At 70.8% G+C, this 25,133-nt stretch carries 20 protein-coding genes; 15 read left to right on the plus strand and 5 right to left on the minus strand.

From position 1 onward, the window contains the following. Window positions 1-703: 703 nt before the first annotated feature. The 6 genes from OG736_RS32130 to OG736_RS32155 all read left to right on the plus strand — a co-directional run bounded on the left by OG736_RS32130 (window position 704) and on the right by OG736_RS32155 (window position 9,906). Window positions 704-2,623 carry a glycogen debranching N-terminal domain-containing protein gene (locus OG736_RS32130; RefSeq protein WP_327185466.1) on the plus strand — a complete coding sequence of 640 codons (1,920 nt, stop codon included), beginning with the start codon at window positions 704-706 and terminating at the stop codon, window positions 2,621-2,623. Between the two features lie 130 nt (window positions 2,624-2,753). Then, complete coding sequence (locus tag OG736_RS32135) at window positions 2,754-3,512, plus strand: NUDIX hydrolase (RefSeq protein WP_020125089.1); 759 nt, start codon at window positions 2,754-2,756, stop codon at window positions 3,510-3,512. A 130-nt stretch (window positions 3,513-3,642) separates the two neighbouring features. Next, the gene (locus OG736_RS32140; RefSeq protein WP_327185467.1) at window positions 3,643-5,892 is read left to right on the plus strand and encodes an ABC transporter ATP-binding protein; all 2,250 of its coding nucleotides are present in this window, start codon (window positions 3,643-3,645) and stop codon (window positions 5,890-5,892) included. A gap of 162 nt (window positions 5,893-6,054) precedes the next feature. Continuing rightward, a complete protein-coding gene (locus OG736_RS32145; RefSeq protein ID WP_142266525.1) occupies window positions 6,055-6,942 on the plus strand; it encodes a FadR/GntR family transcriptional regulator in 888 nt (295 codons plus the stop codon). Window positions 6,943-7,367: 425 nt separating this feature from the next. Next, window positions 7,368-8,906, plus strand: coding sequence for an RNA polymerase sigma factor (locus OG736_RS32150; RefSeq protein WP_028806035.1), 1,539 nt, complete (start codon window positions 7,368-7,370; stop codon window positions 8,904-8,906). 133 nt (window positions 8,907-9,039) lie between these two features. Beyond that, window positions 9,040-9,906 carry a serine protease gene (locus OG736_RS32155; RefSeq protein ID WP_327185468.1) on the plus strand — a complete coding sequence of 289 codons (867 nt, stop codon included), beginning with the start codon at window positions 9,040-9,042 and terminating at the stop codon, window positions 9,904-9,906. 121 nt (window positions 9,907-10,027) lie between these two features. Here OG736_RS32155 and OG736_RS32160 read toward each other — a convergent pair whose 3' ends face one another. Further along, window positions 10,028-10,258: a DUF7455 domain-containing protein gene (locus tag OG736_RS32160; protein ID WP_020125094.1), complete on the minus strand. Its 231-nt coding sequence runs from the start codon at window positions 10,256-10,258 to the stop codon at window positions 10,028-10,030. Between the two features lie 445 nt (window positions 10,259-10,703). On the opposite strand from OG736_RS32160, the gene OG736_RS32165 reads away from it, so the two are divergent. The 6 genes from OG736_RS32165 to OG736_RS32190 all read left to right on the plus strand — a co-directional run bounded on the left by OG736_RS32165 (window position 10,704) and on the right by OG736_RS32190 (window position 17,723). Then, window positions 10,704-12,824: a DNA gyrase/topoisomerase IV subunit B gene (locus OG736_RS32165; protein WP_327185469.1), complete on the plus strand. Its 2,121-nt coding sequence runs from the start codon at window positions 10,704-10,706 to the stop codon at window positions 12,822-12,824. 301 nt (window positions 12,825-13,125) lie between these two features. After that, window positions 13,126-13,650 carry a DUF1453 domain-containing protein gene (locus OG736_RS32170; RefSeq protein WP_327185470.1) on the plus strand — a complete coding sequence of 175 codons (525 nt, stop codon included), beginning with the start codon at window positions 13,126-13,128 and terminating at the stop codon, window positions 13,648-13,650. Then, window positions 13,647-14,798 carry a sensor histidine kinase gene (locus OG736_RS32175; RefSeq protein ID WP_327185471.1) on the plus strand — a complete coding sequence of 384 codons (1,152 nt, stop codon included), beginning with the start codon at window positions 13,647-13,649 and terminating at the stop codon, window positions 14,796-14,798. The genes OG736_RS32170 and OG736_RS32175 overlap by 4 nt, the downstream gene beginning before the upstream one ends. Then, the gene (locus tag OG736_RS32180) at window positions 14,795-15,478 is read left to right on the plus strand and encodes a response regulator transcription factor (RefSeq protein ID WP_327185472.1); all 684 of its coding nucleotides are present in this window, start codon (window positions 14,795-14,797) and stop codon (window positions 15,476-15,478) included. The genes OG736_RS32175 and OG736_RS32180 overlap by 4 nt, the downstream gene beginning before the upstream one ends. Window positions 15,479-15,558: 80 nt before the next feature. Continuing rightward, window positions 15,559-16,134, plus strand: a complete 576-nt coding sequence (locus OG736_RS32185) for a DUF485 domain-containing protein (RefSeq protein ID WP_327185473.1) — start codon at window positions 15,559-15,561, stop codon at window positions 16,132-16,134. Continuing rightward, entirely contained in the window at window positions 16,131-17,723 is a 1,593-nt protein-coding gene (locus OG736_RS32190) for a monocarboxylic acid transporter (protein ID WP_327185474.1), read from the plus strand. Before OG736_RS32185 ends, OG736_RS32190 begins: the two co-directional genes overlap by 4 nt. Window positions 17,724-17,769: 46 nt before the next feature. Here OG736_RS32190 and OG736_RS32195 read toward each other — a convergent pair whose 3' ends face one another. Further along, window positions 17,770-18,462 carry a response regulator gene (locus tag OG736_RS32195; RefSeq protein WP_020125101.1) on the minus strand — a complete coding sequence of 231 codons (693 nt, stop codon included), beginning with the start codon at window positions 18,460-18,462 and terminating at the stop codon, window positions 17,770-17,772. Window positions 18,463-18,623: 161 nt separating this feature from the next. On the opposite strand from OG736_RS32195, the gene OG736_RS32200 reads away from it, so the two are divergent. From OG736_RS32200 to OG736_RS32210, 3 genes are all read left to right on the plus strand, one after another. Next, a complete protein-coding gene (locus OG736_RS32200; RefSeq protein ID WP_327185475.1) occupies window positions 18,624-19,439 on the plus strand; it encodes an ABC transporter ATP-binding protein in 816 nt (271 codons plus the stop codon). Beyond that, entirely contained in the window at window positions 19,429-20,292 is an 864-nt protein-coding gene (locus OG736_RS32205; protein WP_327185476.1) for an ABC transporter permease, read from the plus strand. The genes OG736_RS32200 and OG736_RS32205 overlap by 11 nt, the downstream gene beginning before the upstream one ends. A gap of 128 nt (window positions 20,293-20,420) precedes the next feature. Then, on the plus strand, window positions 20,421-21,482 hold the full coding sequence (locus OG736_RS32210) for an ABC transporter substrate-binding protein (RefSeq protein WP_327185477.1): 1,062 nt from the start codon (window positions 20,421-20,423) through the stop codon (window positions 21,480-21,482). Window positions 21,483-21,561: 79 nt separating this feature from the next. Here OG736_RS32210 and OG736_RS32215 read toward each other — a convergent pair whose 3' ends face one another. From OG736_RS32215 to OG736_RS32225, 3 genes are all read right to left on the minus strand, one after another. Continuing rightward, window positions 21,562-22,242 (minus strand): response regulator, encoded by a 681-nt coding sequence (locus OG736_RS32215; RefSeq protein WP_327185478.1) that lies wholly within the window; start codon window positions 22,240-22,242, stop codon window positions 21,562-21,564. After that, on the minus strand, window positions 22,239-23,909 hold the full coding sequence (locus tag OG736_RS32220) for an ATP-binding protein (protein ID WP_327185479.1): 1,671 nt from the start codon (window positions 23,907-23,909) through the stop codon (window positions 22,239-22,241). Before OG736_RS32220 ends, OG736_RS32215 begins: the two co-directional genes overlap by 4 nt. 130 nt (window positions 23,910-24,039) lie before the next feature. Next, window positions 24,040-24,981, minus strand: a complete 942-nt coding sequence (locus OG736_RS32225; RefSeq protein WP_327185480.1) for a ferredoxin family protein — start codon at window positions 24,979-24,981, stop codon at window positions 24,040-24,042. Window positions 24,982-25,133: the final 152 nt, after the last annotated feature.

A 25,133-nucleotide genomic window follows, 5' to 3' on the forward strand; every position in this document is an offset into this window, starting at 1 on the left:
CGTTCTGCCGCTGTGGTGGAAGACGGTGCTGAGGCGTGGGCGGGCCGGCGATGACCGAGGCCGGGTCAACGGGGACTGCCCTGCCCGGTGAACGCCTGTGGCCGGACACCCCGCTCAAGCAGCCTGGCGTGGCCTCGAAGTCGGCTCGGCAGGCTCCGAAGCCGGCCCTGCCTGTCCGGATCCGGCGGCCATTCGGTGGGGCCTGCGGCCCAGGGGCGTGACCTGGGGGAGTCCCGCCCCGTTCACCTGAGTGGCGGAACGCCTGCACGGGGCGTGCCGCCGCAGCGCACCCGCCCTGCCGGAGCCGTCCACCCGGCCTCGACCATGCCCGAGGCGCACAGAGAGCAGAAGAAGTCACCGCATGCATCAGCCGACTCCGCCCTCAGCCGCCGACGAACGCTCCAGCCGCGACACCTCGACGCCGGTCCCCGGCGCGGGCACCGACCCACCGCTCGCGGACGGGCCGGGTCCGCAACGGGCCGGAGTTCCCGACGAGGGTCGGCGCACCTCACCACCCGCTCCACCCATCGGGCCGGCGGGAGGCCCTCGCCCGTCCACCGGCCCGGGCATCCGTGGCACGTCCGCTTTCCCGTCGGCCGGCGCAGCGCGTCGTCCGCGGCCGCCCTCGTCCAGAGGCGCCGGACCTCCGGCCGGCACGCCGGCCCAGCCTCGCTCGGTCGGCCTGCCCCCCGCTCACACGGCGATGATCTGCGTCGCCCTGCCGGGCCTCGCCATCTCGACGGATCAGGGGCAGCTGACGGGCCATGGGCTGGAGGGGTTCTACCGGGCGGGCCGGCGCATCCTGTCCCGTTGTCAGGTGCGAGTGGCGGGACGTGAACCGCTGGCGGTCCAGGCTCGGATGACCTCGGCCGACCGGGCCCGGTTCGTCGGCACGCTCCGTGTCACGCCGCACGGCGGCCCGGACCCGGACGTCATCGTCGAGCGGACCCGCTCCGCGGACGGCACGGAACTGATCACGCTGCACAGTGCCGCCGCCCGGCCGCTGCGCCTTCCGGTCGAGGTGGCGCTCGGCACCGATCTGGCCGACCTGGGGGCGATCGCGTCCGGCACCGTGGGGCCCGAACTCGCCGCCACCGTCCATGATTCCGGCCTGCGGTGGTCCTGTGCCGCCGGAGCCTCGAGCGTCATGGCCGACCCGCCCCCGGCCGACGCGATCGCCTCCGCGGGACTGCTGCGCTGGGACTTCGACGTCCCTCCCGGCGGAACCGTCCGTGTGGAGTTGAGGGTCCGCCTGGACGGTGCGGGACCGATCCGAGCCGTGGGGCGGGCGGCCACGAGCCCGTTGGCCACGGCACAGGCGACGGGCGACGATCCACGCGTCCGGGCGCTCCTGGCCACGAGCGTCGCGGATCTTCAGGCCCTGTTGGTGCGAGACCCCGCGCATCCCGCGGACACCCACCTCGCGGCAGGGGTGCCGTGGCGCTGCGGCCTGGCACCGGCGGACGCGCTTGCCGCGGCCCGTATGACGCTGCCTCTCGGGACTCGCCTCGCCGCCGGCACGCTGCGCACCCTGACCCGTACACAGATCACGGCTCCGGGGCCACGGTGCGGCATGATCCCCGGCCCCCGTCGCGACGCGGGCGCGCACCTTCCGCCGGGCTGTACGGGCACCGAGGCCACGCTGCTCTTTCCGGTGCTCCTCGCGGAGGCCCGCCGATGGGGCCTGCCCGATCACGAGACGGAGGAGCTGCTCCCGGCGGCCGAGCGTTGCCTGACCTGGCTGCGTGCCACGGTCGGCGAGGGGCCCTACCTGAGCGATCCCCAGCCCGGTGGGCCCGTCCGCTGCGAGACACAGGCCCACGCCCACCGGGCCGCACTGCTCGGCGCCGACCTGCTCGACGCCTGCGGCAGACCGGGCGGGGACGGGCTCCGGGAGTGGGTCCGGAAGCTGCGCGCCACCTTCCGGCGGGACTTCTGGATCGACGATCCCGGAGGCGGCCGGCCCGCGGCCGCCCGTACCCCGGACGGGCGGCCGCTGCCCCACCTCTGTGCGACGGCCGTCCACCTGCTCGACACCGGGTTGCTGGGCGGCGGCGCTCACGCTCCCGGGCTGCTGGACCGGGTGCAGACCGAACAACTGGCCCGGCTGCTCGGCAGCCCCGTCATGGACTCGGGCTGGGGGCTCCGCAGCCTCGATGCGAAGGAGATCGGCTACAACCCCTTCGGCCACCGCAGCGGTGCCGTCCGGGTCCACGAAACGGCGATCGCCGTCGCCGGCCTGGCCGCCGCGGGCTACGAGAAGGAGGGCGCCGCGCTGCTGCGAGGCGTACTGACGGCGGCCGAGGCCTTCGGGCACCGCCTCCCGGAGATGTACGCGGGGGAGCAACGCGGTGACGGGACAGCCCCGCTTCCCCATCCGGCCGCCTGTCGTCCCGCAGCCACCGCGGCGGCGGCCGGTGTTCTGTTGCTGACCACCCTGGCCGGCGTCCGGCCCGACGCCCCGGCCGGAACCGTCACGCTGCGACCCCTGCGCGGCGCGCCCCTGGGGGAGATCGGCCTGACCGGGTTGCGGGTCGCCGGCGCCCCCTTCTCCGTACGGGTCAGTCGGCTCGGTCTCGCCATGGTGGAGGAGGCGGCCGACGGGCTCCAATTGGGAGTGTGACCTCGTACGACGCGGCTCCGGACGCCAACCCGGGCGGACGACGACGGCCGTGCGGTACCGAAGTGGATCAGCCATCGAAGCGGCCGACGAAGGGAGTGTTTATCGTCAGGAAGACGACTATGATCGCCGCATGCCCTACGACCCGTCAGCCTTTCCGCCCTTCGCCGTCACCGTGGACCTGGTCGTGCTGACCGTGCGCCGCCATGCCCTGTGCGCGCTTGCGGTGCGCAGGGGTGAGGCGCCGTTCCAGGGGCGGTGGGCGCTCCCGGGCGGCTTCGTACGGGCTGACGAGGACCTCACCCAGGCCGCGGCACGTGAGCTGGCCGAGGAGACGGGACTCCGTGCCCACGACCCCTCGGCCCCGGCCTACGACAACGGCGCCCATCTGGAGCAGCTCGCCACGTACGGCGACCCGAAGCGCGACCCCAGGATGCGCGTCGTCAGCGTCGCGCACCTGGCGCTCGCACCGGACCTGCCGGCGCCGCGAGCGGGCGGAGACGCCAGCAACGCGCGTTGGGCGCCGGTCGAGGAACTGCTTCAGCACGGCGGCTACGGGCGGGACGGGGAACCGGTCGCACCACTCGCCTTCGACCACGCCCAGATCCTCGCGGACGGTGTGGAGCGGGCCCGTTCCAAGATCGAGTACTCGTCCCTTGCGACCGCGTTCTGCCCCACCGAGTTCACGGTCGGCGAGCTCCGCCGGGTCTACGAGGCGGTGTGGGGCGTGGCGCTCGACCCGCGGAACTTCCACCGCAAGGTGACCGGCACACCCGGCTTCCTGGTGCCCACCGGCGGCACCACCACTCGGCAGGGCGGCCGCCCGGCCCAGCTGTTCCGAGCGGGCGGCGCCACCTTGCTCAATCCGCCGATGCTGCGGCCCGAGGTGTGACGCGGGCCGACCGCGTCGGCCCGCAGGCGCGGGAGGGGCTTGAGCCGGTCGGTCGCGGCTGCGCAACGTCCGCATGGTGCCACCGTGCGGTGAACGGGAAAAAGGGATATACCGCGCTATCTTGCTACGGGTGATCCAGGCCTTCGGACTGACCAGCAACTCCCGCAAGGTGCTTCCGCCCGCCGTCGACGATGTCTCCTTCGAGGCGCGCGCGGGCCGCGTCACCGTGCTGCTCGGAGCGCCGGGCGCGGGCAAGACCACGACGCTGAGACTGATGCTCGAACTCCAACAGGGCCGCGGGCTCGCCTACTTCCGGGGCCGTCCGCTGCACCGCATCGCCCACCCCTCGCGCGAGGTCGGCGTCCTCCTAGGCGATGTCCCGGGGCATCCGGCCCGCACGGTCCGGGGCCACCTGCGCATGTTGTGCGCGGCCGCCGGGGTTCCGGTGCGGCGGGCCGACGAAGTGCTCGAAGTGGTCGGCCTGGTCAGTCTGCGCGACGAACGCCTCGGCACCCTGTCCCGAGGCATGGACCGGCGGCTGGGCCTGGCCTGCGCTCTTCTCGCGGATCCGCACACCCTCGTCCTGGACGATCCGGCCGACGGGCTCTCCGGGCGCGAGAACCGCTGGCTGTACGGCATGCTGCGCGCCCACGCGGACCAGGGCGGCACCGTCCTGACGACCACGACCGATCCCAAGGAGGCCGCCCGCACCGCCGACCGGGTCATCACCCTGGAGCGGGGCACGCTGGCCGCCGACCAGGAGGCCACCGACTTCGCCCGCACCCGGCTGCGTCCCCGGGTGGCCGTCCGCAGCCCGCACGCAGCCCGCCTGGCCGCCCTGCTCGCCAGGGAGGCGCGAGCCGCGCAACGCTCCGTAGAGGTCGTGCAGGAGGACGGCAATCGGCTCTCCGTGTACGGCAGTAGTTGTGCCCAGGTCGGCGAGACGGCGTTCCGGCACGACATCCTTGTCCACCAACTCGCCGACGAGACAGGCGACATGGGGCCGGGAGCGGGGGCGGAGGATCAGCGGCGGGTACACCCGGAGGCAAGGCCGGGCTCCTCGGCGGAAGCAGGCCGGGACCCTTCGGACGGAGAACCGACCACCTTCGCCGCCGCCTCCGAGCCGGGCACGGAACACGCGGAGGTCGCGGAAAACGCACGGGTGGCGAGCGAGTCCCGGCGCACGGGCGCCGCGGACGCGCCGTGCGGCCCCGACGATGAACCGCCGCCCTCCCCGGCGCCGTACCGGCCGGTCGACGCGGTGCCTCGCGACGGCATCCCGGCTTCCGACGGCGACTCCCCGTCCGGTCTCGCGGCGTCCGCCGCCGGCGGCCGGGCTGCGGAGGCCCCGGACATGTCGGCGTCCCCGGCTGCCCCCGACAGGCACCCCGCGAGTGGACCGGCCGTCTCCGCAGGCGCGATCGTCGACGAACTCCGGCGGCCCGGAGAAGCCGACACCGCAGACGACACCGCCTCAGGTACCCGCCCCGCCGTCTCCCGTTCCTCGGCCGCGTCTGTCGTGTCCTCGGCTCAGCGCCCCGTCCGCCCCTTCGCGTCTCGCGACGTCCACACCCTGCCCGCCCTGCCTCCTCCCATCTCCGTCCGCTCGGCCCCCAGCCCTCTGCGTCCGCTCCGCTACGAACTCCGTCGAGCCACCGGGATCGGCACCGGATTCACCACCGGTGCCGCCGTACTGATCCTCTCCGCCCTCACCGCCCTGCTCCTGGCCCGCGCGGGTCACACCTCCCAGGCACGGCTGCTGGCCGCATGGCCCACGGAGCTTCCGCTGCCGCCCGCGGCGCTCGGCGCGGGGCTGCTCGGCGCGCTGGCTTTCGGAGACGAGTTCCGCCACCCCGCCCTGGCCGCGGACCGCGGTACCGTGCCCCGAAGGCTGGGGGTACTCACCGCCAAGCTCCTCGTCGCCGCCCTCACCGCACTGATGCTGGCCTTTCTCACGGTGGGCTGCGACGCCGAAGCGCTCTATCTCGTCTACGGACGGGAGGTCGCACAGGTTCCCGGGGACTGGCTTTCGCTGAGCGCGAGTTGGATCGGCCTCGTGGTCGGGTGCGCCTGGACCGGTGTGCTGGCCGCGGGCGTCTTCCGCTCCACCTCGGCGGGGATGGCGGCGGTGGTCGCCATGCCCGTCGTCGTCCTGCCCGTCGTACAGAGGGCCGTGGAGAGCGCGTCCGTGCGGACGGCGGCCGGGTTCTCGATGCGGTTGCGCGAGCTGCTCCTGGTGCAGTGGCCCTTCGGCGGAGAGCGCTATCTGGCCGCCGCGGCACGGGTGATCGCCCAACCGGTCGGCGGCGCAATGACGTTGTCGCTGACTGCTCTGCTGTGCGCCTACCTGCTCACGACCCTGCGAAACAGAGCCCGATGACCATCGTCCGGGCCGATCCGATCCCTGCGTGTGCGCAACTCCCCGAAGAAAGCCCATTTCTTTCCGATAAGGCGTCAATTGCGACGGGGTGAGCGATCACCCTTTCGTGTGCTTTTCACCAAAGACCTCAAGGGAGTTGGGAGCAGCGCCGACAAAGGATCCGTGAGTACCCTTGCGCACACCATGATGACCGCCGCCCGCTCCACCGACTCCGGTCTGGCCGGCCCGGGCGAACTCGACCGCTATCCCTTCGGTGAGGCCCCCGTGGCCGAACGCGTCGGAGCCCCCGTATGGGAGTCCGCGGAACCTGAGCTGGGCCGCGTGGGCCGCCGCGCCGCGGGCAGCCGCGGACGCGGACTGCACGGCCAACTCGTCCAGCAGCTCGGTCAGATGATCGTCTCGGGCGACCTGGGTGCCGACCGACCGCTGGTGCCCGAGGAGATCGGTCAGCGGTTCGAGGTGTCCCGCACCGTCGTCCGCGAGTCGCTGCGTGTCCTCGAGGCCAAAGGCCTGGTCAGTGCCCGGCCGAACGTCGGCACGCGCGTGCGTCCCGTGAGCGACTGGAACCTTCTCGACCCGGACATCATCGAGTGGCGGGCGTTCGGCCCCCAGCGCGATGATCAGCGGCGGGAGCTGAATGAGCTGCGCTGGACGATCGAGCCCCTTGCCGCGCGCCTTGCCGCGGGGCACGGGCGCGCCGACATCCAGCAGCGGATGTCCGACATGGTCGAGATCATGGCGCACGCCATGGGGCAGGGCGACGCGCTCACCTACTCCCGGGCCGACGCCGAGTTCCACTCGCTGCTGATCCAGGTCGCGAGCAACCGGATGCTGGAACACCTTTCCGGGATCGTGTCGTCCGCCCTCCAGGTCTCCGGCGGCCCGGTCACGGGCTGTGACCGGCCGAACGACGCGTCGCTGGGGCACCACGGCCGGATCGTCGACGCCCTCGCGGCGGGCGACGGCGCCGCCGCCGAGACGGCCATGCGAGCGCTGCTCACCGTTCATCCCGAGGTGGAGCGCGTCGTGCCGGCGCCGCGCGAACACTGACCGCACCGCGCGGGGGACGGTCGGGGGTGCCTCCCCCTCTCGCGTCGTCCTCGGCCACTGCCTCCGTACTCCCGTCGGACCCCGCAGAACCCGTCACGGGGCCTGCGGGGTCCGACGGTCGATGTGGCGGAACAGGCCCTGGCGGTACCGGTAGGCTCGACGGGTGACCTCATCTGCCCGCGTCTGGCCGTTTTTGAACGCTTACGGGGTGTGACTCGGGCCACGAAGATTGGGCGTAACGCTTGTGGAAACAACGCGATGACCTAAGAGGTGACCGCCGCGGAGGGAATACGGACGCCGTTCAAGGCGCTGTGAATCCTCCCGGCCCCCGCCCGCGCCGTCGGCCCACCCCCAGGCCGGTGGTCGGCTCCTGTCCGTCACGGACGGGGCCGGAAGCCGTTTTCCAACGTTCCGAGAGGTTGTTCGTGTCGGCCAGCACATCCCGTACGCTCCCGCCTGAGATCGCCGAGTCCGTCTCTGTCATGGCGCTCATTGAGCGGGGAAAGGCTGAGGGGCAGATCGCCGGCGACGATGTGCGTCGGGCCTTCGAAGCTGACCAGATTCCGGCCACTCAGTGGAAGAACGTACTGCGCAGCCTCAACCAGATCCTCGAGGAAGAGGGTGTGACGCTGATGGTCAGTGCCGCGGAGCCCAAGCGCACCCGAAAGAGCGTCGCAGCGAAGAGTCCGGCCAAGCGCACCGCCACCAAGACGGTCGCGGCGAAGGCGGTGACCACGAGGAAGGCCACCGCCACGGCCGCCCCGGCCACCCCGGCCGCTCCCGCTGTGGACGATTCCGCAGACGAAGCCGCCCCTGCCAAGAAGGCGGCTGCCAAGAAGACGACCGCCAAGAAGGCGGTCGCGAAGAAGACCGTCGCCAAGAAGACGGCGGCCAAGAAGACCGCAGGCAAGGACGACGCCGAGGTTGCCGAGGACGAGGTCCTCGAGGACGCCAAGCCCGGCGAAGAGGAAGAGGAGGGGACCGAGAACAAGGGTTTCGTCCTCTCCGACGACGACGAGGACGACGCGCCCGCCCAGCAGGTCGCCGTGGCCGGTGCCACCGCCGACCCGGTGAAGGACTACCTCAAGCAGATCGGCAAGGTCCCGCTGCTCAACGCCGAGCAGGAGGTCGAGCTCGCCAAGCGCATCGAGGCCGGCCTGTTCGCCGAGGACAAGCTGGCGAACGCCGACAAGCTCGCTCCGAAGCTCAAGCGCGAGCTGGAGATCATCGCCGAGGACGGCCGACGCGCCAAGAACCACCTCCTGGAGGCCAACCTCCGTCTGGTGGTCTCCCTGGCCAAGCGTTACACCGGTCGCGGCATGCTCTTCCTGGACCTCATCCAGGAGGGCAACCTCGGTCTGATCCGCGCGGTCGAGAAGTTCGACTACACCAAGGGCTACAAGTTCTCCACGTACGCCACCTGGTGGATCCGTCAGGCGATCACCCGCGCCATGGCCGACCAGGCCCGCACCATCCGTATCCCGGTGCACATGGTCGAGGTCATCAACAAGCTCGCGCGCGTGCAGCGCCAGATGCTCCAGGACCTGGGCCGTGAGCCCACCCCGGAGGAGCTGGCCAAGGAACTCGACATGACCCCGGAGAAGGTCATCGAGGTCCAGAAGTACGGCCGTGAGCCCATCTCGCTGCACACCCCGCTGGGTGAGGACGGTGACAGCGAGTTCGGTGACCTCATCGAGGACTCCGAGGCCGTGGTCCCGGCCGACGCGGTCAGCTTCACGCTCCTCCAGGAGCAGCTGCACTCCGTCCTCGACACCCTGTCCGAGCGCGAGGCGGGCGTCGTCTCGATGCGGTTCGGTCTCACCGACGGTCAGCCGAAGACCCTCGACGAGATCGGCAAGGTGTACGGCGTGACGCGCGAGCGCATCCGCCAGATCGAGTCCAAGACCATGTCCAAGCTGCGCCACCCGTCCCGTTCGCAGGTGCTGCGCGACTACCTCGACTAGGTCGTAGCCGTACGAAGCCGAAGGCCCGGTCCCCCCAGGGGGACCGGGCCTTCGGCTTCGGCGCGGGGGTGCGGGCTGCCGCGTGCTGGATGACTCTGGGTGTCCATCAGTCACTCCAGAGTGAGGAGCGCGCATGCGTCGTCCCCTTGTCCGGGCCTTGTCCCGGCCGTTGATCCTGGCGGCCGCGGCGGTGGCCATACCCTTGGGCTCCGCCGCCCCGGCGGCCTCCGACGGTGTTGTCGTGGGCGGCTTCCCGGTCGATGTCTCCCAGAGCCCGTGGACGGTCGCGCTGTCCAGTCGTGACCGGTTCGGAGGTATGCGCTCCGGGCAGTTCTGCGGAGGCGTGGCGGTCGGCCCCTCCACCGTGCTCACTGCGGCCCACTGCATGGGCCAGGACGTCCTGGGAGCACCGCCGGGGCAGCTGGCCGACCTGAAGGTCGTCGCGGGGCGTACAGACCTGTACAGGGACACCGGGCAGGAGGTCTCCGTGCGCAGCGTCTGGGTGAATCCGGGCTACGACGGTGTCAGCAACGCCGGCGACTTCGCCGTACTCACCCTTGCCCAGCCGCTTCCGGCGGCCGCGGTCATCCCCATGGCCGCCGAGGGTGATCCGGCGTACGAGGCCGGCACGGAGGCCGTGGTCTACGGCTGGGGCGACAGCACCGGATTCGGCGCGTACGCCCACAGTCTGCGAGCGGCTCGGGTGCATGTGCTGTCAGACGCGTCCTGTGAGCGGGCCTACCCGGGTACCTCGGACGGCACCTACGACGCGCGGAGCATGGTGTGCGCCGGGGAGGAGCGGGGCGGCCGGGACGCCTGCCAGGGGGACAGCGGCGGGCCGCTGGTCGCACAGGGCCGACTCATCGGGCTCGTGTCGTGGGGCAGCGGGTGCGGGCGGCCGGGGAATCCCGGTGTCTACACGCGGGTGTCCGACGCCGTGAAGACGCTCGGCTGGTCGCGGGCGCTCGGGGGCCCCACGAGGCTCCCTGAGGGCGTCTGAGTGAGCCTCGCCCCCTCGTTGGCCGATCTTCGGGTCACGAGAGCGGGCGGCCGCCCCTGGAGCAGGGGCGGCCGCCCGTATACCGGCCTGTGCCGGTCATGGCTCGTCGTGGACGCGCAGATCAGCGCTCTTCTTCCGGGGTAGAGGCCGGAACGGTCGTCAGCCGCTCTGTCTCGTCCTGTATCTCAGCGGCGATCTTCTTGAGTTCCGGCTCGAACTTGCGGCCGTGGTGGGCGCAGAAGAGCAGTTCTCCGCCGCTGAGCAGCACGACGCGTACGTACGCCTGGGCGCCGCAGCGGTCGCAGCGGTCCGCGGCCGTCAGCGGGCTCGCGGGGGTCAGAACAGTAGTCACGTCGCCTCTTCTCTAGCTCGACGAGCTGTCGTACCAGGGTCAACATCCAACCAGCCCCAAAACGTTCCCGCTCGTGGCTTGTCCTCGAAAAAATCTTTCCGAGGTGGCCGTCTGCTGCCGGTTTGGCGGCGAATGTGCCGTATTGCGTGGTCTGTAGTGCTTACGGTTTCGCGCTGTCGGTCATGGTTCGATCCTCCCGGCTGGGTTGCCGGTTTGTTCATGAGGACGTGCCCGGAGCCTAAATGGTTCATGCCCCGAAGGGAACGTGATATGTACTTCACTCAATCGAGGGATCGAACAAGTATGCGACGCTGGACTAGTCTGAGTTTCAGACGAGGGTGGCGTTACAACGGCTCTACCAGGCCTCGGTACCCTCTTGGCGGCAACCCAAGCCGCGCCCTTACCCAGAAGGGCCCCAAGTGAAATTCAGCGAGGAGCGAACCGCGTGACCGCCGAAACGTCCGTGCCGTCCACAGCGCTGCTGGCAGGAGCAGACCGGGACGGTTCCAACTACACCGCGCGGCACCTGCTCGTCCTCGAGGGGCTCGAGGCCGTGCGGAAGCGCCCGGGTATGTACATCGGCTCGACCGACAGCCGTGGTCTGATGCACTGCCTGTGGGAAATCATCGACAACTCCGTCGACGAGGCCCTGGGCGGCTATTGCGACCACATCGAGGTGATCCTCCACGACGACGCCTCGGTCGAGGTCCGTGACAACGGTCGTGGCATCCCGGTCGACGTCGAGCCCAAGACGGGTCTGTCCGGCGTCGAGGTCGTCATGACCAAGCTGCACGCCGGCGGCAAGTTCGGCGGCGGCTCCTACGCCGCCTCCGGCGGTCTGCACGGCGTCGGCGCCTCCGTGGTCAACGCCCTGTCCGCCCGCCTCGACGTCGAGGTGGACCGGGGCGGCCACACGCACGCGATCAGCTTCCGGCGTGGTGTTCCGGGCGCCTTCGCCGCGGACGGCCCCGACTCCAAGTTCGAGACGGGCGGCCTGCGGAAGATCAAGAGGGTCGCCAAGAACCGGACCGGCACGCGGGTGCGCTACTGGGCCGACCGCCAGATCTTCCTCAAGGACGCCAAGCTCTCCCTCGACAACCTCCATCAGCGCGCCCGCCAGACCGCCTTCCTGGTGCCCGGCCTGACCATCGTCGTCCGCGACGAGTACGGCCTCGGCGAGGGCGGCAGCAAGGGCGAGGAGTCCTTCCGCTTCGACGGTGGAATCAGCGAGTTCTGCGAGTACCTGGCGACCGACAAGCCCGTCTGCGACGTCCTCCGCTTCACCGGACAGGGCACCTTCAAGGAGACCGTCCCGGTCCTGGACGAGCACGGGCAGATGACTCCGACGGAGGTCACCCGTGAGCTCGGCGTCGACGTGGCGCTGCGCTGGGGCACCGGCTACGACGTGAACCTCAAGTCGTTCGTCAACATCATCGCCACGCCCAAGGGCGGCACTCACGTCGCGGGCTTCGAGCAGGCGGTCGCCAAGACGATGAACGAGGTGCTGCGCGCCAAGAAGCTGCTGCGCGTGGCCGAGGACGACATCGTGAAGGACGACGCTCTGGAGGGCTTGACCGCCGTCGTCACGGTGCGTCTCGCCGAGCCCCAGTTCGAGGGCCAGACCAAGGAGGTCCTCGGCACCTCGGCGGCCCGGCGCATCGTGAACACCGTGATCGCCAGGGAGCTGAAGGCGTTCCTGACCTCCGCCAAGCGCGATGCCGCAGCTCAGGCGCGGGTCGTCATGGAGAAGGCGGTCGCCGCCGCACGCACGCGTATCGCGGCTCGGCAGCACAAGGACGCGCAGCGCCGCAAGACGGCTCTGGAGTCCTCGTCCCTGCCCGCCAAGCTCGCCGACTGCCGCAGCGACGACGTCGAGCGCAGCGAGCTGTTCATCGTCGAGGGAGACTCCGCGCTGGGTACGGCCAAGCTGGCCCGGAACTCCGAGTTCCAGGCACTGCTGCCGATCCGGGGCAAGATCCTCAACGTCCAGAAGTCGTCCGTCACCGACATGCTCAAGAACGCCGAGTGCGGCGCGATCATCCAGGTCATAGGAGCGGGCTCCGGGCGCACCTTCGACATCGACGCGGCCCGCTACGGCAAGATCATCATGATGACCGACGCCGATGTGGACGGCTCCCACATCCGGACGCTGCTCCTCACGCTGTTCCACCGCTACATGCGGCCCATGGTCGAGGCCGGGCGGGTCTTCGCCGCTGTCCCGCCCCTGCACCGCATCGAGCTCATCCAGCCCAAGAAGGGCCAGGACAAGTACGTGTACACGTACTCGGACCGTGAGCTGCGCGACAAGCTGATGGAGTTCCAGAGCAAGAACGTCCGGTACAAGGACTCCATCCAGCGCTACAAGGGTCTCGGTGAGATGGACGCCGACCAGCTGGCCGAGACGACGATGGACCCGCGCCACCGCACGCTGCGCCGCATCAACCTCTCCGACCTGGAGGCGGCCGAGCAGGTGTTCGATCTGCTCATGGGCAATGACGTGGCACCGCGCAAGGAGTTCATCTCCAGCTCGGCGGCGACGCTGGACCGGTCCCGTATCGACGCGTAACCGCCGCGTTCGGTCCGGCCGGGTCGCAGGTGGATCCCGGCCGGATCGCAGGTGGATCCGGCCGGATCTCGAACAGGTCCGGTCGGATCTTGGGCAGTGCCGGCTTGGTCTTGCGCAGGTCAGGCCGGTTGTCGGGCAGGTCCGGCTGAGGGTTCTCCACCCACGGGTGGAGAACCCGGGCTTCCGGAGATCCACCCATGATCCACCCCCGCTCCGATCTGCGGACCGGCACGTTTCCGTAGCGTCGAAGGCGTCGGCAGCGCTCGCTGTCGGCCTCCCCTTCCCGCTCACGGAGGCTGTGATGTCCGGGCTCGTCAACGCACTGGTGATCGTGGCGGTGGCCGCACTCGTGATCGCGCGGCAGTTCCGTGCAAGCCGCATCGACACGGACCGGCGATGGTGGCTCCTGCCGGGAATCCTGGCCGTCATAGCGCTGCGCGAACCCGATCTGCTCGGCACCCGTCACCACGCCGAATCGGCCCTGGTGCTCGGCGCCGAACTGATCGTCGCCCTGGCCATGGGAGCCGCCTGGGCCTGGACCACCCGCATCTGGGTGGAGCCGGACGGCGCCGTGTGGAGCAAGAGCACCAAGGCGAGCGTGGCCGTGTGGGGAGCCGGCATCGGTCTGAGGCTGGGTCTCTTCGGATTCGGCGCCCTGCTGGGCATCCACCAGGATAGTGCGGCCCTGATGCTGGGACTCGCGGCCACCTTGCTGGTCCGCTCCGGGATGCTGATCTGGCGCGTGCGGTCTCTGGACCAGGCTCCCGCGTACGCCACGGCGTACGGTGACCCCGGGCCCCGGTCCCCGTGGAAGGAGCGCGTGTGACGGAGAACGTCTGGACACGCTGGCCCTCACGGGAGGCGCTCGGCCCCAGAGGGGTATCGCGCCCCAGGAGGCTGCTGGCCTGGGCCGTAAGGCTGCTGGTCGTGGGCGCCCTGGTGTGGAGCGCCCTCCACGACAGCCGCATCCAGGGGTGGGTGGCGGTCGCCGGCGTCGGCGGCGTTCTTGTGGCCGGTGGCCTGGCGTGGGCCTTGTTCCGGACCACGCTCGCGCACCGGCTGTGGCCGTCCTTGGCCCTTCTCCTGCTGCTGCTGGGGCTGGCGGCCGGCGCCGAGGCCGCGGACTTCCGTTCCCCGGCCGCGGTCCTGTGGTGCGGATGCGCCATCGCGGCGCTCGAGCGACTGCCTCTGGGCGCGGCGCTGCCGGCGGCTTCGGTCGGGTTCGCCGCCTTCGCCTTGGTCAACGACGACTCGGGGGTGACCTCGGCCACCGCCGTCGCAGGCATGGCCCTCGCCGGATACGCACTGCGTCTGGACGCCGAAGCCAGAGGCACCACACAACGACTGCTCACCCAGGAGCGGGCCGCGCGCGCGGCGGAGGCCGAGTCGGCCGCACTCGCGGAGCGGGCCCGCATCGCCCGGGAGATCCACGACGTCCTGGCCCACAGTCTCTCGGCACAGCTCGTGCACCTGGAGGCGGCCCGGCTGCTGATCGAGCGGGGTGCGGACCGCGAGCAGATTCTCGATCGCGTGGTGGCGGCACGGGGGATGGCCCGCGACGGGCTCGAGGAGACCAGGCAGTCGCTCTCCGCGTTGCGCGGTGAACTGACGCCGCTGGAGGACTTCCTGACGGATCTCGTCCGCGCGTCCGACGGTGCCGTGGTCACCGTGGGCGGCGAACGCAGACCGATGCCGGTCGAGGCGTCGCAGGCCGTGCGCCGGGTCGCTCAGGAGGCCTTGACGAACGCTCGCAAACACGCGCCGGGCGCCAAGGTCCGTGTCCGGCTGGAGTACGGCCGACATGAAGTGACCCTGGACGTGCGGGACTCGGGTGGGTCGCCGGGCGAACTCGCCGAGGCCGGCGGCGGGTACGGTCTGCTGGGTATGCGGGAGCGCGCCGAACTGCTGGGTGGTTCGCTCGCTGCCGGGCCGGACGAGGAAGGGTTCGTGGTGACGCTGAAGGTGCCGGTATGACGGAGGAGGCGGCGAGGAAGCCCGCCAGGGTGGTGGTCGCGGACGACCAGACGGTCGTCCGGGAAGGCATCGTGATGCTGCTCGGGCTGCTGGCGGGAGTCGAGGTCGTGGGCGCCGCCGGGGACGGGGAAGAGGCCGTGCGGCTCGTCGCCGAACTCGCTCCCGACGTGGTGCTGATGGACCTGCGCATGCCTCGCTGTGACGGAGTGGAGGCGACCCGACGCATCCGGTCCGAGTATCCCGGGACACAGGTCGTGGTCCTCACGACCTACGCGGACGACGAATCCCTCTTCCCGGCGCTGAAGGCCGGCGCACGGGGGTACCTCACCAAGGACGCGGGCGGGGACGAGATCGTGCGGGCCGTGCACAGTGTGCTGTCCGGGGACGCGGGGCTGTCGCCCAGTGTCCAGCGCAGGCTGCTGGAGCGCCTGTCGGCCCCCGAACCGGAGCCGGTTGCGCCCGCTGCCGTCCCCGACGGGCTCACGACACGCGAGGCGGAGGTGCTGGTCCTGATCGCCGAGGGGCTCAGCAACCAGGAGATCGCACGCAGGCTGAGCGTGTCCACCGCGACGGTGAAGACACACATCAACAACATGTTCTCCAAGACGGGACTCAAGGACCGGGCGCAGGCGGTGCGTTACGCGTACGGGAAGGGGCTGGTCCGGCCACCCGCGGGGTGAACGGCGCGTTGGTCACCTGATGGGGTGAAGTGTTCGGGGAACAATAGTCGGGGATCTTCCCGTTCTGTCCATCCTTGGGCATGCAGTCAAGCAACGGTCGTGCCCGCGCCGACGGGGACGGTCCCGACAGCGGTGCCCCCACACCACACGCGCACGAACCTCATCAAGGCCAGGGCCAGGCGTACGCCGAGGTGCCAGGGGATGTGCGCTACGAGGACCCGTGGTACGACGCGCTCGCCTCGGGCTGGGGCGAGTCGGCCATCATGAGCACGCCTGGACCCGAGGTTCCCGCGGCACGTCGGCGGGACACCGGAACCGCGGCGGCGGCTCAGATCTACCTCGAGGTGCAGCACAGCGCGGCCTTCCAGGAGGTGCGCAGCCGGTACCGACGGTTCGTGGTGCCCGCCGCCGCAGGGTTCTTCGTCTGGTACGTGGCGTACGTGGTCACCGCGACGACCGCGCCCGGCTTCATGGCGCGGCCGGTGGCGGGCGCGGTGAACGTGGCGCTGCTCGCCGGGTTGGGGCAGTTCCTCAGCACGTTCCTGCTCACCTGGGCCTACGCCCGGCACGCGCGGCTGCGCCGGGACCGTGCCGCGCTCGAACTGCGCTGGGACACACAGGAGATGACCCGGGGAGCAAAGGGCGGTGCGTCGTGACCGGCAACCATCAGGCGCTGGCGTTGTTGCTGTTCAGCGCCTTCGTCGCGGTCACGTTGGGGATCACGACCTGGGTGAGCCGCAACCGCCATGGTTCGGAGGAGGAGTTCTACGTAGGCGGGCGTCTGTTCTCCCCGATGGAGAATGGTTTTGCCATCGCGGGTGACTACATGTCCGCCGCCTCCTTCCTGGGGGTCACCGGGCTCATCGCGCTGTTCGGGTACGACGGGCTGCTGTATGTGGTCGGATTCCTCGTGGCCTGGCTGGTGGTGTTGTTCCTCGTCGCCGAACTGGTGCGCAACTGCGGGCGGTTCACGCTCTCCGACGTGGTAGCCGCGCGGATGAGCGAGCGGCCGGTGCGGATCGCGGCGGGAACCTCCTCGGTCACCGTGTCCGTCCTCTACCTGGTGGCCCAGATGGTGGGCGCCGGCAGCCTGGTGGCGCTGCTTCTCGGGAACACCGGCGAGGCGGCCCGGTCGTGGGCCGTCATCGGGGTGGGTGCGCTCATGGTGATCTATGTGTCGTTGGGAGGGATGCGGGCGACCACGTGGATCCAGATCGTCAAGGCGGTTCTGCTGCTGGCCGGCACCGTCGCGCTCACCGTGCTCGTCCTGGTGCGCTTCCACGGTGACTTCGACCAGTTGCTGCGCACGGCGGCCGCGCGCAGTGGGCACGGTGACGCGTTCCTGGCACCCGGGCTGAAGTACGGCGGGGACTGGACCGCGCGTTTCGACTTCATGAGCCTGGGGCTCGCGCTGGTGCTGGGCACGGCGGGACTGCCGCACATCCTGTCCCGCTTCTACACCGTGCCGACCGCGCAGGCCGCCCGTCGCTCCGTCGTCTGGGCGATCGGACTGATCGGCGGCTTCTACCTGATGACGATCGTCCTCGGCTTCGGTGCGGCGGCGATCGTCGGCCCGGAGGCGGTGCGCGGCTCGAACGCGTCAGGGAACACGGCGGTTCCGCTTCTGGCACTCGACCTGGGCGGCGGCGCCGACTCCACCGGCGGAGCGGTGCTGTTCGCGGTCGTGGGTGCCATCGCCTTCGCCACGATCCTCGCGGTCGTCGCCGGGATCACGCTGGCCTCCTCGGCGTCGGTGGCGCACGACCTGTACGCCTCCCTGCGCCGCCGGCAGGCCAAACCCCGCAGCGAGGTCGCGGTGGCGCGGGTCGCCGCCGTGGGCGTCGGCGTGGTCGCGATCGCACTCGGCCTGCTGGCCCGCGATCTCAACGTCGCCTTCCTCGTCGGGCTCGCCTTCGCCGTCGCGGCGTCCGCGAATCTGCCGGTCCTCATGTACTCGCTGTTCTGGCGTGGCTTCACCACACGGGGCGCCGTGTGGGCGGTGTACGGCGGACTGGTGCCGGCCCTGGCGCTCGTCGTGCTGTCCCCGGTGGTCTCCGGCAGCCCCGAATCGCTCTTCCCGACCGTGGACTTCCAGTACTTCCCGCTGCAGAACCCCGGCCTGGTCTCGATTCCTCTGGGCTTCCTGGCGGGCTGGCTCGGCACGATCACCTCGGCCGAGGTCGCGGACGACGCCAAGCACGCGGAGACCGAGGTGCGGTCACTGACCGGGGCGGGAGCCGCGTAACGGGCGACGCCTCACCGCCGTACCGCTTCGAGGTCCTGGCGCGCGGTTACGGCGCCACCCAGGCGTACCGGTGTTCCGGGCGGCCCGTGTCGCCGTACTTGAGGGAGAGGTGCAGGCGTCCGGCCTGTTCCAGGTGGCGGAGGTAGCGCTGGGCGGTGGAGCGGCTCAGGCCGGTCTCGGCGGCGACCTCGTGGGCCGACAGAGGGTGGTTCGCGCGGTGCAGAACGTCGCAGATCAGGTCCGTGGTCGGTTCCGAGTGGCCGCTCGGCAGGCCGGGCGAGGACGGCGCCGGTCCGGTGCGCAGGGCGCCGAAGATCCGGTCGACCTGCTCCTGGCCGGCGATGCCGTGCCCGCCGACCCGGTCCACCGTGCGGCGCAGGGCGGCGTACGAGTCGAGGCGGGTGCGCAGGGCGGCGAAGGTGAACGGTTTGACCAGGTAGTGCAGGGCGCCCAGGCGCATCGCGGTCTGGACCGTCGTGACGTCACCGGCCGCCGTGATCATGATGACGTCGGTGCCATGGCCCTGCTCACGCATGCGGTGGATGAGCTGGAGGCCGGTCTGGTCGGGCAGGTAGTGGTCGAGCAGCACCAGGTCGATGGTTCCGCGCTCGATGGTTCCCAGCGCCTGGGCGGCACTGTGCGCGCGGGCGGCCACCCGGAAGCCGGGAACCTTTCCCACGTACTTGGCGTTGATCTCGGCGACACGGAAGTCGTCGTCCACCACCAGGACGTCAATCATCGGGCCTCTCTCCGTCAAGGCCAGGCGGGCGTTTAGCCCGTGTTTCGGCTTCGCTGTTCTAGCGCGAGCAAAACGAGCACAACAGGCTACTGCAAGCAAAAGAAGCGCATGCGCCCAGAAGGCTGATGCCGATTCCCGGGTCGCCTCTACCGTCCCCGGCCATGAGCGCACACACCAGCCCCGCCATCGAGCTGCGGGGCGCGAGCAAGGTCTTCAGGACCCCGTCGGGGGCTCCGCACACCGCCCTGCGGGAACTCGACCTCACGGTCGGGCGTGGCGAGTTCGTGGCCGTCGTGGGCCCGACCGGCTGCGGCAAGTCGACCACGCTGACCCTGGTCAGCGGTCTGGAAGAGCCCACCCAGGGCGAGGTGTTGGTCGCCGGGCGGCCCGTGCGTGGCGTCGGTGACAAGGTCGGCTTCGTCTTCCAGCAGGACGCCACCTTTCCCTGGCGCACGGTCCTGTCCAACGTCATGGCCGGGCCCCGCTTTCGCGGTGTGCCCAAGGCGGAGGCGAAACGGAAAGCGCGCGAGTGGCTGGCCCGGGTCGGGCTCACCGCCTTCGAGGACCGCTACCCGCACCAGCTCTCCGGCGGTCAGCGCAAGCGCGTGGCCCTCGCCGCGACCTTCGTGAACGACCCCGAGATCCTCCTCATGGACGAGCCGTTCTCGGCGCTCGACGTGCAGACCAGGGCACTGATGTCGGACGAGCTCCTCGAGCTGTGGGAGGGCACGGGCGCGTCCGTCGTCTTCGTCACCCACGACCTGGAGGAGTCCATCGCGCTGGCCGACAAGGTCGTCGTGATGACCGCCGGCCCCGCCACCGTGAAGCAGGTCTTCGACATCGACCTGCCGAGGCCGCGCAAGGTCGAATCGGTGCGGCTGGAGCCGCGGTTCATCGAGATCTACCGCGAGATCTGGGAGTCCCTCGGCGAAGAGGTCCGCATCACCCGCGAGAGAGGTGCCGCCCATGTCGCCTGAGGTTCTCAGCACACCGGTCGTCGACACGGCCAAGGTGCCTGACCGGGCCCGCTCACGCGCGCGTGCCGCTCGCAGACGCAAGGCCGTGGTGACGGCGTCGCGTGTCCTGCTCCTGGTGGCCGTACTCGCCCTGTGGGAGGCGTTCTCCCGGGCCAAGGTCATCGATCCCTTCAACTTCTCGATGCCGTCCAAGATCTGGGACCAGATCTGGACCTGGGTGACGCACGGGACCGCGCTCGGTTCTCTGGGCGAGCAGATCTGGTACACGCTCTACGAGGCCCTGCTCGGCTGGGTCATCGGTGTGGTCGCCGGTGTCGTGTGCGGTATCGCACTGGGGCGGATCACCTTCCTCGCCGACATCCTTGGTCCATACATCAAGGTGCTCAACTCCATACCCAGGATCGTGCTGGCCCCGATCTTCGTGATCTGGTTCGGCCTCGGGCCCGCCTCCAAGGTCGCCTCGGCCGTCGTCCTGGTGTTCTTCCCGGTCTTCTTCAACGCCTTCCAGGGCGCCCGCGAGGTGGACCGCAACCTCGTCGCCAACGCGCGCATCCTCGGCGCGAGCGACCGCAGGGTGACGCTCCAGGTGGTCGTGCCGTCCGCCACCTCCTGGATCTTCACCAGCCTGCACGTGAGCTTCGGCTTCGCCCTGATCGGCGCCATCGTCGGTGAGTACATCGGCGCGACCAAGGGGATCGGACTGCTCGTCGCGCAGTCGCAGGGCACGTTCAACGCGGCTGGTGTCTACGCCGCGATGGTCATCCTCGCCGTCGTCGCACTCGTCGCGGAGGGGCTGCTGACCTTCGCCGAGCGCCGCATCTTCCGATGGAAGCCGTCGGGCTCGGACAGCTGACCCTTCGTTCGACGATCCATCGAGGAGCCGTTCCCGAAGGAGTCCTCGGGGCCTTCCTCGGACGGTTCCCCGCCCTCCCCTCACCGCTGCCCCCCCGCATCGCCCTCTCACAAGGACGTGAACCCGCCATGCGCACAACCGCCAGATACACGGCCCTGGCCGCCGCCGGTCTGCTCGCCCTCTCCTCGCTCACCGCCTGCGCCGACGACGCGGCGAGCACCGCGTCCACGGGCTCCGGTGGCAAGGGAGACGGAAAGGGCACCAAGGTCAAGATCATGGTCGGTGGCCTGGACAAGGTCATCTACCTGCCCGCCATGCTCACCCAGCGCCTGGGCTACTTCGACGCCGAGGGACTGGAGGTCGAGATGCTGAGCGAGCCGGCCGGTGTCCAGGCCGAGACGGCGCTCGTCTCCGGCCAGGTGCAGGGAGCCGTCGGCTTCTACGACCACACCCTCGACCTCCAGGTGAAGGGCAAGGAGGTGGAGTCCGTCGTGCAGTTCTCGCACGCGCCCGGTGAGGTGGAGATCGTTTCCACCGAGGCAGAGGGTGACATCACCTCGCCCGAGGACTTCAAGGGCAAGAAACTCGGCGTCACCGGCCTCGGCTCCTCGACCGACTTCCTCACCAAGTACCTCGCGGTCAAGAACGGCGTGAAGGTCAGTGAGTTCACCCCGGTCGCGGTGGGCGCGGGGCCGACCTTCATCGCCGCGCTCCAGCAGGGCGCCATCGACGGCGGTATGACGACCGACCCGACCGTGGCGACCATCCTGGACAAGAAGGCCGGCAAGGTCCTGCTCGACATGCGCACCCCGCAGGGCTCCGAGGACGCGCTCGGCGGACCGTATCCCTCGTCAAGCCTGTACATGCAGACGGACTGGGTCAACAGTCACAAGGACACCGTCCAGAAGTTGGCCAATGCATTCGTCAAGACGCTCAAGTGGATGTCCACCCACAGCGCGGCCGAGATCGCCGAGAAGATGCCGACGGACTACTCCCAGGGGAACAAGCTGCTGTACTCGGTGGCCATCAAGAACACGCTGCCGATGTTCACCAAGGACGGCGTGATGCCCAAGAACGGTCCTGAGACCGTCGAGAAGGTCCTCAAGGCCTTCAACCCCAACATCCAGAACGCCGACGTGGACCTGAGCAAGACCTACACGACCGAGTTCGTCGAGAAGGCGGTGGGCTGACGGTCGAGCAGGCGGCGGGCCGGGATCCGTATCCCAGGAGGGGCACGGTTCCTTCCCCCGCCCCCGAGGACCGTGCCCTTCAGGCGCGGGTCGCCCACACGTAGCGGTGTTCCGGGCGGCCCGCGTCGCCGTACTTCAGGGTCAGCCGGGCCCGCCCCGTGCGCTCCAGGAGCTTCAGGTAGCGCTGGGCGGTCTGGCGGCTCACCCCGGTCCGGTCGGCGATCTCCTGGGCCGACAGGGGCCCTTCGGCGTTCATCAGGGACTGGCGTACGAGTTCGGCGGTGGTGGGGGAGTGGCCCTTGGGCAGACCGGGCTCCGAGGAGGCGGACAGCGCGCCGAAGATGCGGTCGACATCGGCCTGTTCGGCCTCCCCGCCCCCGTCGAGCGTCCGGCGAAGCTCGGCGTACGCCTCCAGCTTGGCGCGCAGACCCGCGAAGGCGAACGGCTTCACCAGGTACTGAAGGGCACCCTGGCGCATCGCCGCCTGCACCGTCGTGACGTCCCGCGCGGCGGTCACCATGATCACGTCGGTCTGGTGGCCGCGCCGACGCATCTCCTGGACGACCTCGAGCCCCGTCTCGTCGGGCAGGTAGTGGTCCAGCAGGACGAGGTCCAGGCGGGGCAGCAGCTCGAGCTGACGCAGCGCGTCGGCCGCGCTGTGGGCCTCACCGGCGACGTGGAAGCCCGGCACCTTCTCGACGTAGGCGGAGTTGACCTGGGCGACCCGGGTGTCGTCGTCCACGACCAGGACCTCGATCATCGCGACTCCTCCTCGACAGTGCTCTTCGCCGGTGCCGCCAGCGCGGGTTCCAGGTCGGGCTCGGTGAGCGCCTCGGGCAGGACGACGGTGAACTCGGCGCCCCCACCGTCCGCCTCGTCCACCGCGGCGTGGCCGCCCTGCCGCTCGGCGAGCCTGCGCACCAGGGAGAGCCCGATCCCACGCTTGCCGTGCGCCGGGGGCTTCTTCGTGGACCAGCCCTCGGTGAAGATCAACTCGCGCTGCTCGGCCGGGATGCCGGGGCCGGTGTCGCGCACCCGCAGGACCGCGGTACGTCCCTCCGCGCGCAGTTCGACCTCCACGCGCGCGTGCGGCTTGCCCGCGACGGCGTCGAGCGCGTTGTCCACGAGGTTGCCCACGACCGTGACCAGCCCGCGCGGGTCGATCAGACGGTCGGGCAGCCGGGTGCGGTCGGAGACCCACAGGGCGACACCTCGCTCGGCCGCGACGGTCGCCTTGCCGACCAGCAGGGCGGCGAGCAACGGGTCCTCGATCTTCTCGGTCACCTGCTCCGCGGTCGCCCGATGGTCGCCGACCACCTCCCCGACGAAGTCCACCGCGTCGTCGTACATCTCCAGTTCGAGCAGCCCCAGCAGCGTGTGCATGCGGTTGGCGTGCTCGTGGTCCTGGGCGCGCAGCGCGTCGATGAGGCCGTGCGTCGAGTCGAGTTCGCGCCCGAGCTGCTCCAGCTCGGTGCGATCGCGCAGGGTGGCCACGGCGCCGCCGTCGTCGGTGGGCATGCGGTTGACGACCAGGACGCGCTGCCCGCGGACGGCGATCAGGTCCGTACCGGTCACCCGGCCCGCCAGGACATCGGCCGTACGTCCGTCGCCGAGCGCCTCGTCGGGCGAAGCGCCCACCACCTCCTCCCCGATGCCGAGGAGGCGCTGGGCCTCGTCGTTGAGCAGCCGGACGCGGCCGGCGCGGTCCAGGGCGACGACACCTTCCCGGATGCCGTGCAGCATCGCCTCACGCTCGGCGAGCAGTGCCGAGATGTCCGAGAAGGCCAGGTCGCGGGTCTGTCGCTGGACCCGCCGGGAGATCAGCCAGGCGGCCAGCGCGCCCACGGCGAGGGCCCCGCCCGCGTAGGCGAACAGCCCGGGGATCGCGTGGATCAGGCGGGCGCGCACGCTGTCGTACTCGATACCGACCGAGACCGCGCCGATGATCCTGTCCTCGCCGTCGCGCAGGGGCACCTTGCCGCGGGCCGAGCGGCCCAGGGTGCCGCTGTCGATCTCCATGACGTCCTTGCCCGCCAGGGCCTGGCTCGGGTCCGTCGACACATGACCACCGACCTGCTCGGGGTCGGCGTGCGACCAGCGGGTGCCGTTCAGGTCCATCACCACGACGTACTCGGCGCCGCTGGCCTTGCGGATCCGCTCGGCCTCACGCTGCACCGGTCCGTCGACCGACGGCCGCGTGCTCCGGAGGTCCTCGGCGATCTGCGGCACAGCCGCGGTGGTCTGCGCGATGGCGAGGGCACGGCGCATCGCCTGGTCGTCCAACTGATCGCTGAGCGGAGCGAGGAACAGCCCGGTCGCGAGCACCACGACTCCCGCGGCGATCGTCAGCTGCATGAGCAGGACCTGCGAGAACATGCGCCGCGGCATTCCGAGGCGCAGGCGGCGGGCGGGGGGAGTGGGGCTCATACCCAAGACGGTACGTGGGTGGACCGGCGCAGCCGTAGGGCTGGGTGGTGTGGATCTCTTGACCGACTCAAGAGGAAACGATTCCTCCGTGCCCGCGCGGGGTGCGGCCACGCGGTGTTCCGGAGGTGTGTCAGCCCACCAGGGCCGTTCCGGCCAGCTCGCGAACCGCCACCACATCCATCCGCGCAGGTGAACCGAGGACCGAGGTGCCGCAGCTCTCCGGCCGGGGCGGCAGTGAAGCGCCCTGGTCGACGACGACCTGCCAGTGGCGTCCGTCCCGGTGCGCGACGGTCACCTCCCAGCGCGGTGCGCCGCCCGTGGTCCGGACGACGCTCAGCGCCTCCGCCGCGTCCTCGCCGGTCGCCGAGCGCACCGCCAGTTCCGCCGCCTGGCCGGGCCGCTCCCAGGCCGAACACCCGCGGCACCCCTCCACGACGATCCGCCCGTCCTGGACGCCGTGCAGGACCTCCTTGACGGCATGGGCCTCGGCGCGGCCGTACGCGTACCCGTACGGCAGGACGAGCAGGGTGGGGGAGAAGCGATGACCCCCCAGATGGGTGACCTCCCAGGCGCCCCGCACCCCCGAGGCGGCGAGTTCGGCGGCCAGCGGACGGCCGAGGAGCGCGCAGCAGCGGTCGCGCTTGCCGTTGGTGCAGACGAGGGCGAGCGGGTCGCCCGTGTGGGGACCGCCCCGCAGCGCGGTGTCGAAGGTGCGGTGGTCGCCCCTGCCGAGCGCGGTGAAGTCGAGGTCCAGCAGCTGCCGGGGGTCGTGGGTGGTGGCGCTGCGCAGCCACACGCTGCCGGGGACGGTGTGGGCTGCGTACACCTGCCGCAGGGGCGGTGCGCCGAAGTCCGCGTGGCGCCCGGGGCGGCGGATGAGCGCGACGCGTACGCCCGTGTCCCGCGCGGCGGCATCCAGAGCGCGGCCCAGGGCCGGGTCCAGGTGGCTCGACACCAGCGCTTCGGCACCCCAGGGGCCGGGCTGTTCCAGGAGGAGCCAGGTCGTTGCCGTGGCCGCGGTTCCGGAAATGGGCTCGTCGAGATCCCGCGAGACGGTCGCGCACGTACTCACAGAGGTGAGCCTAACCTGACTTGCCGGAGTGCGACCTCCGGCCGGGGCATGTGCTCGGCGGTGCGGGTACGCGTGCGCGTGGCGGCGAGGGACGGGGCAGCCGGGCCTGCCCGGGCGTCGTCCCTGGTCGCAGCCGTGCCGGCCGCCCGGTG

It is taken from the genome of Streptomyces sp. NBC_01334 (assembly GCF_035983595.1).
Classification (GTDB): Bacteria; Actinomycetota; Actinomycetes; order Streptomycetales; family Streptomycetaceae; genus Streptomyces; species Streptomyces coriariae.

Excerpts from the sequence above, each read along its gene's own strand:
- OG736_RS32130 (WP_327185466.1), top strand. The coding sequence starts at position 704 with ATGATCTGCGTCGCCCTGCCGGGCCTCGCCATCTCGACGGATCAGGGG.
- OG736_RS32135 (WP_020125089.1), top strand. The coding sequence starts at position 2,754 with ATGCCCTACGACCCGTCAGCCTTTCCGCCCTTCGCCGTCACCGTGGAC.
- OG736_RS32155 (WP_327185468.1), top strand. The coding sequence starts at position 9,040 with ATGCGTCGTCCCCTTGTCCGGGCCTTGTCCCGGCCGTTGATCCTGGCG.
- OG736_RS32170 (WP_327185470.1), top strand. The coding sequence starts at position 13,126 with ATGTCCGGGCTCGTCAACGCACTGGTGATCGTGGCGGTGGCCGCACTC.
- OG736_RS32180 (WP_327185472.1), top strand. The coding sequence starts at position 14,795 with ATGACGGAGGAGGCGGCGAGGAAGCCCGCCAGGGTGGTGGTCGCGGAC.
- OG736_RS32185 (WP_327185473.1), top strand. The coding sequence starts at position 15,559 with ATGCAGTCAAGCAACGGTCGTGCCCGCGCCGACGGGGACGGTCCCGAC.
- OG736_RS32195 (WP_020125101.1), bottom strand. The coding sequence starts at position 18,462 with ATGATTGACGTCCTGGTGGTGGACGACGACTTCCGTGTCGCCGAGATC.
- OG736_RS32200 (WP_327185475.1), top strand. The coding sequence starts at position 18,624 with ATGAGCGCACACACCAGCCCCGCCATCGAGCTGCGGGGCGCGAGCAAG.
- OG736_RS32205 (WP_327185476.1), top strand. The coding sequence starts at position 19,429 with ATGTCGCCTGAGGTTCTCAGCACACCGGTCGTCGACACGGCCAAGGTG.
- OG736_RS32210 (WP_327185477.1), top strand. The coding sequence starts at position 20,421 with ATGCGCACAACCGCCAGATACACGGCCCTGGCCGCCGCCGGTCTGCTC.
- OG736_RS32215 (WP_327185478.1), bottom strand. The coding sequence starts at position 22,242 with ATGATCGAGGTCCTGGTCGTGGACGACGACACCCGGGTCGCCCAGGTC.
- OG736_RS32220 (WP_327185479.1), bottom strand. The coding sequence starts at position 23,909 with ATGAGCCCCACTCCCCCCGCCCGCCGCCTGCGCCTCGGAATGCCGCGG.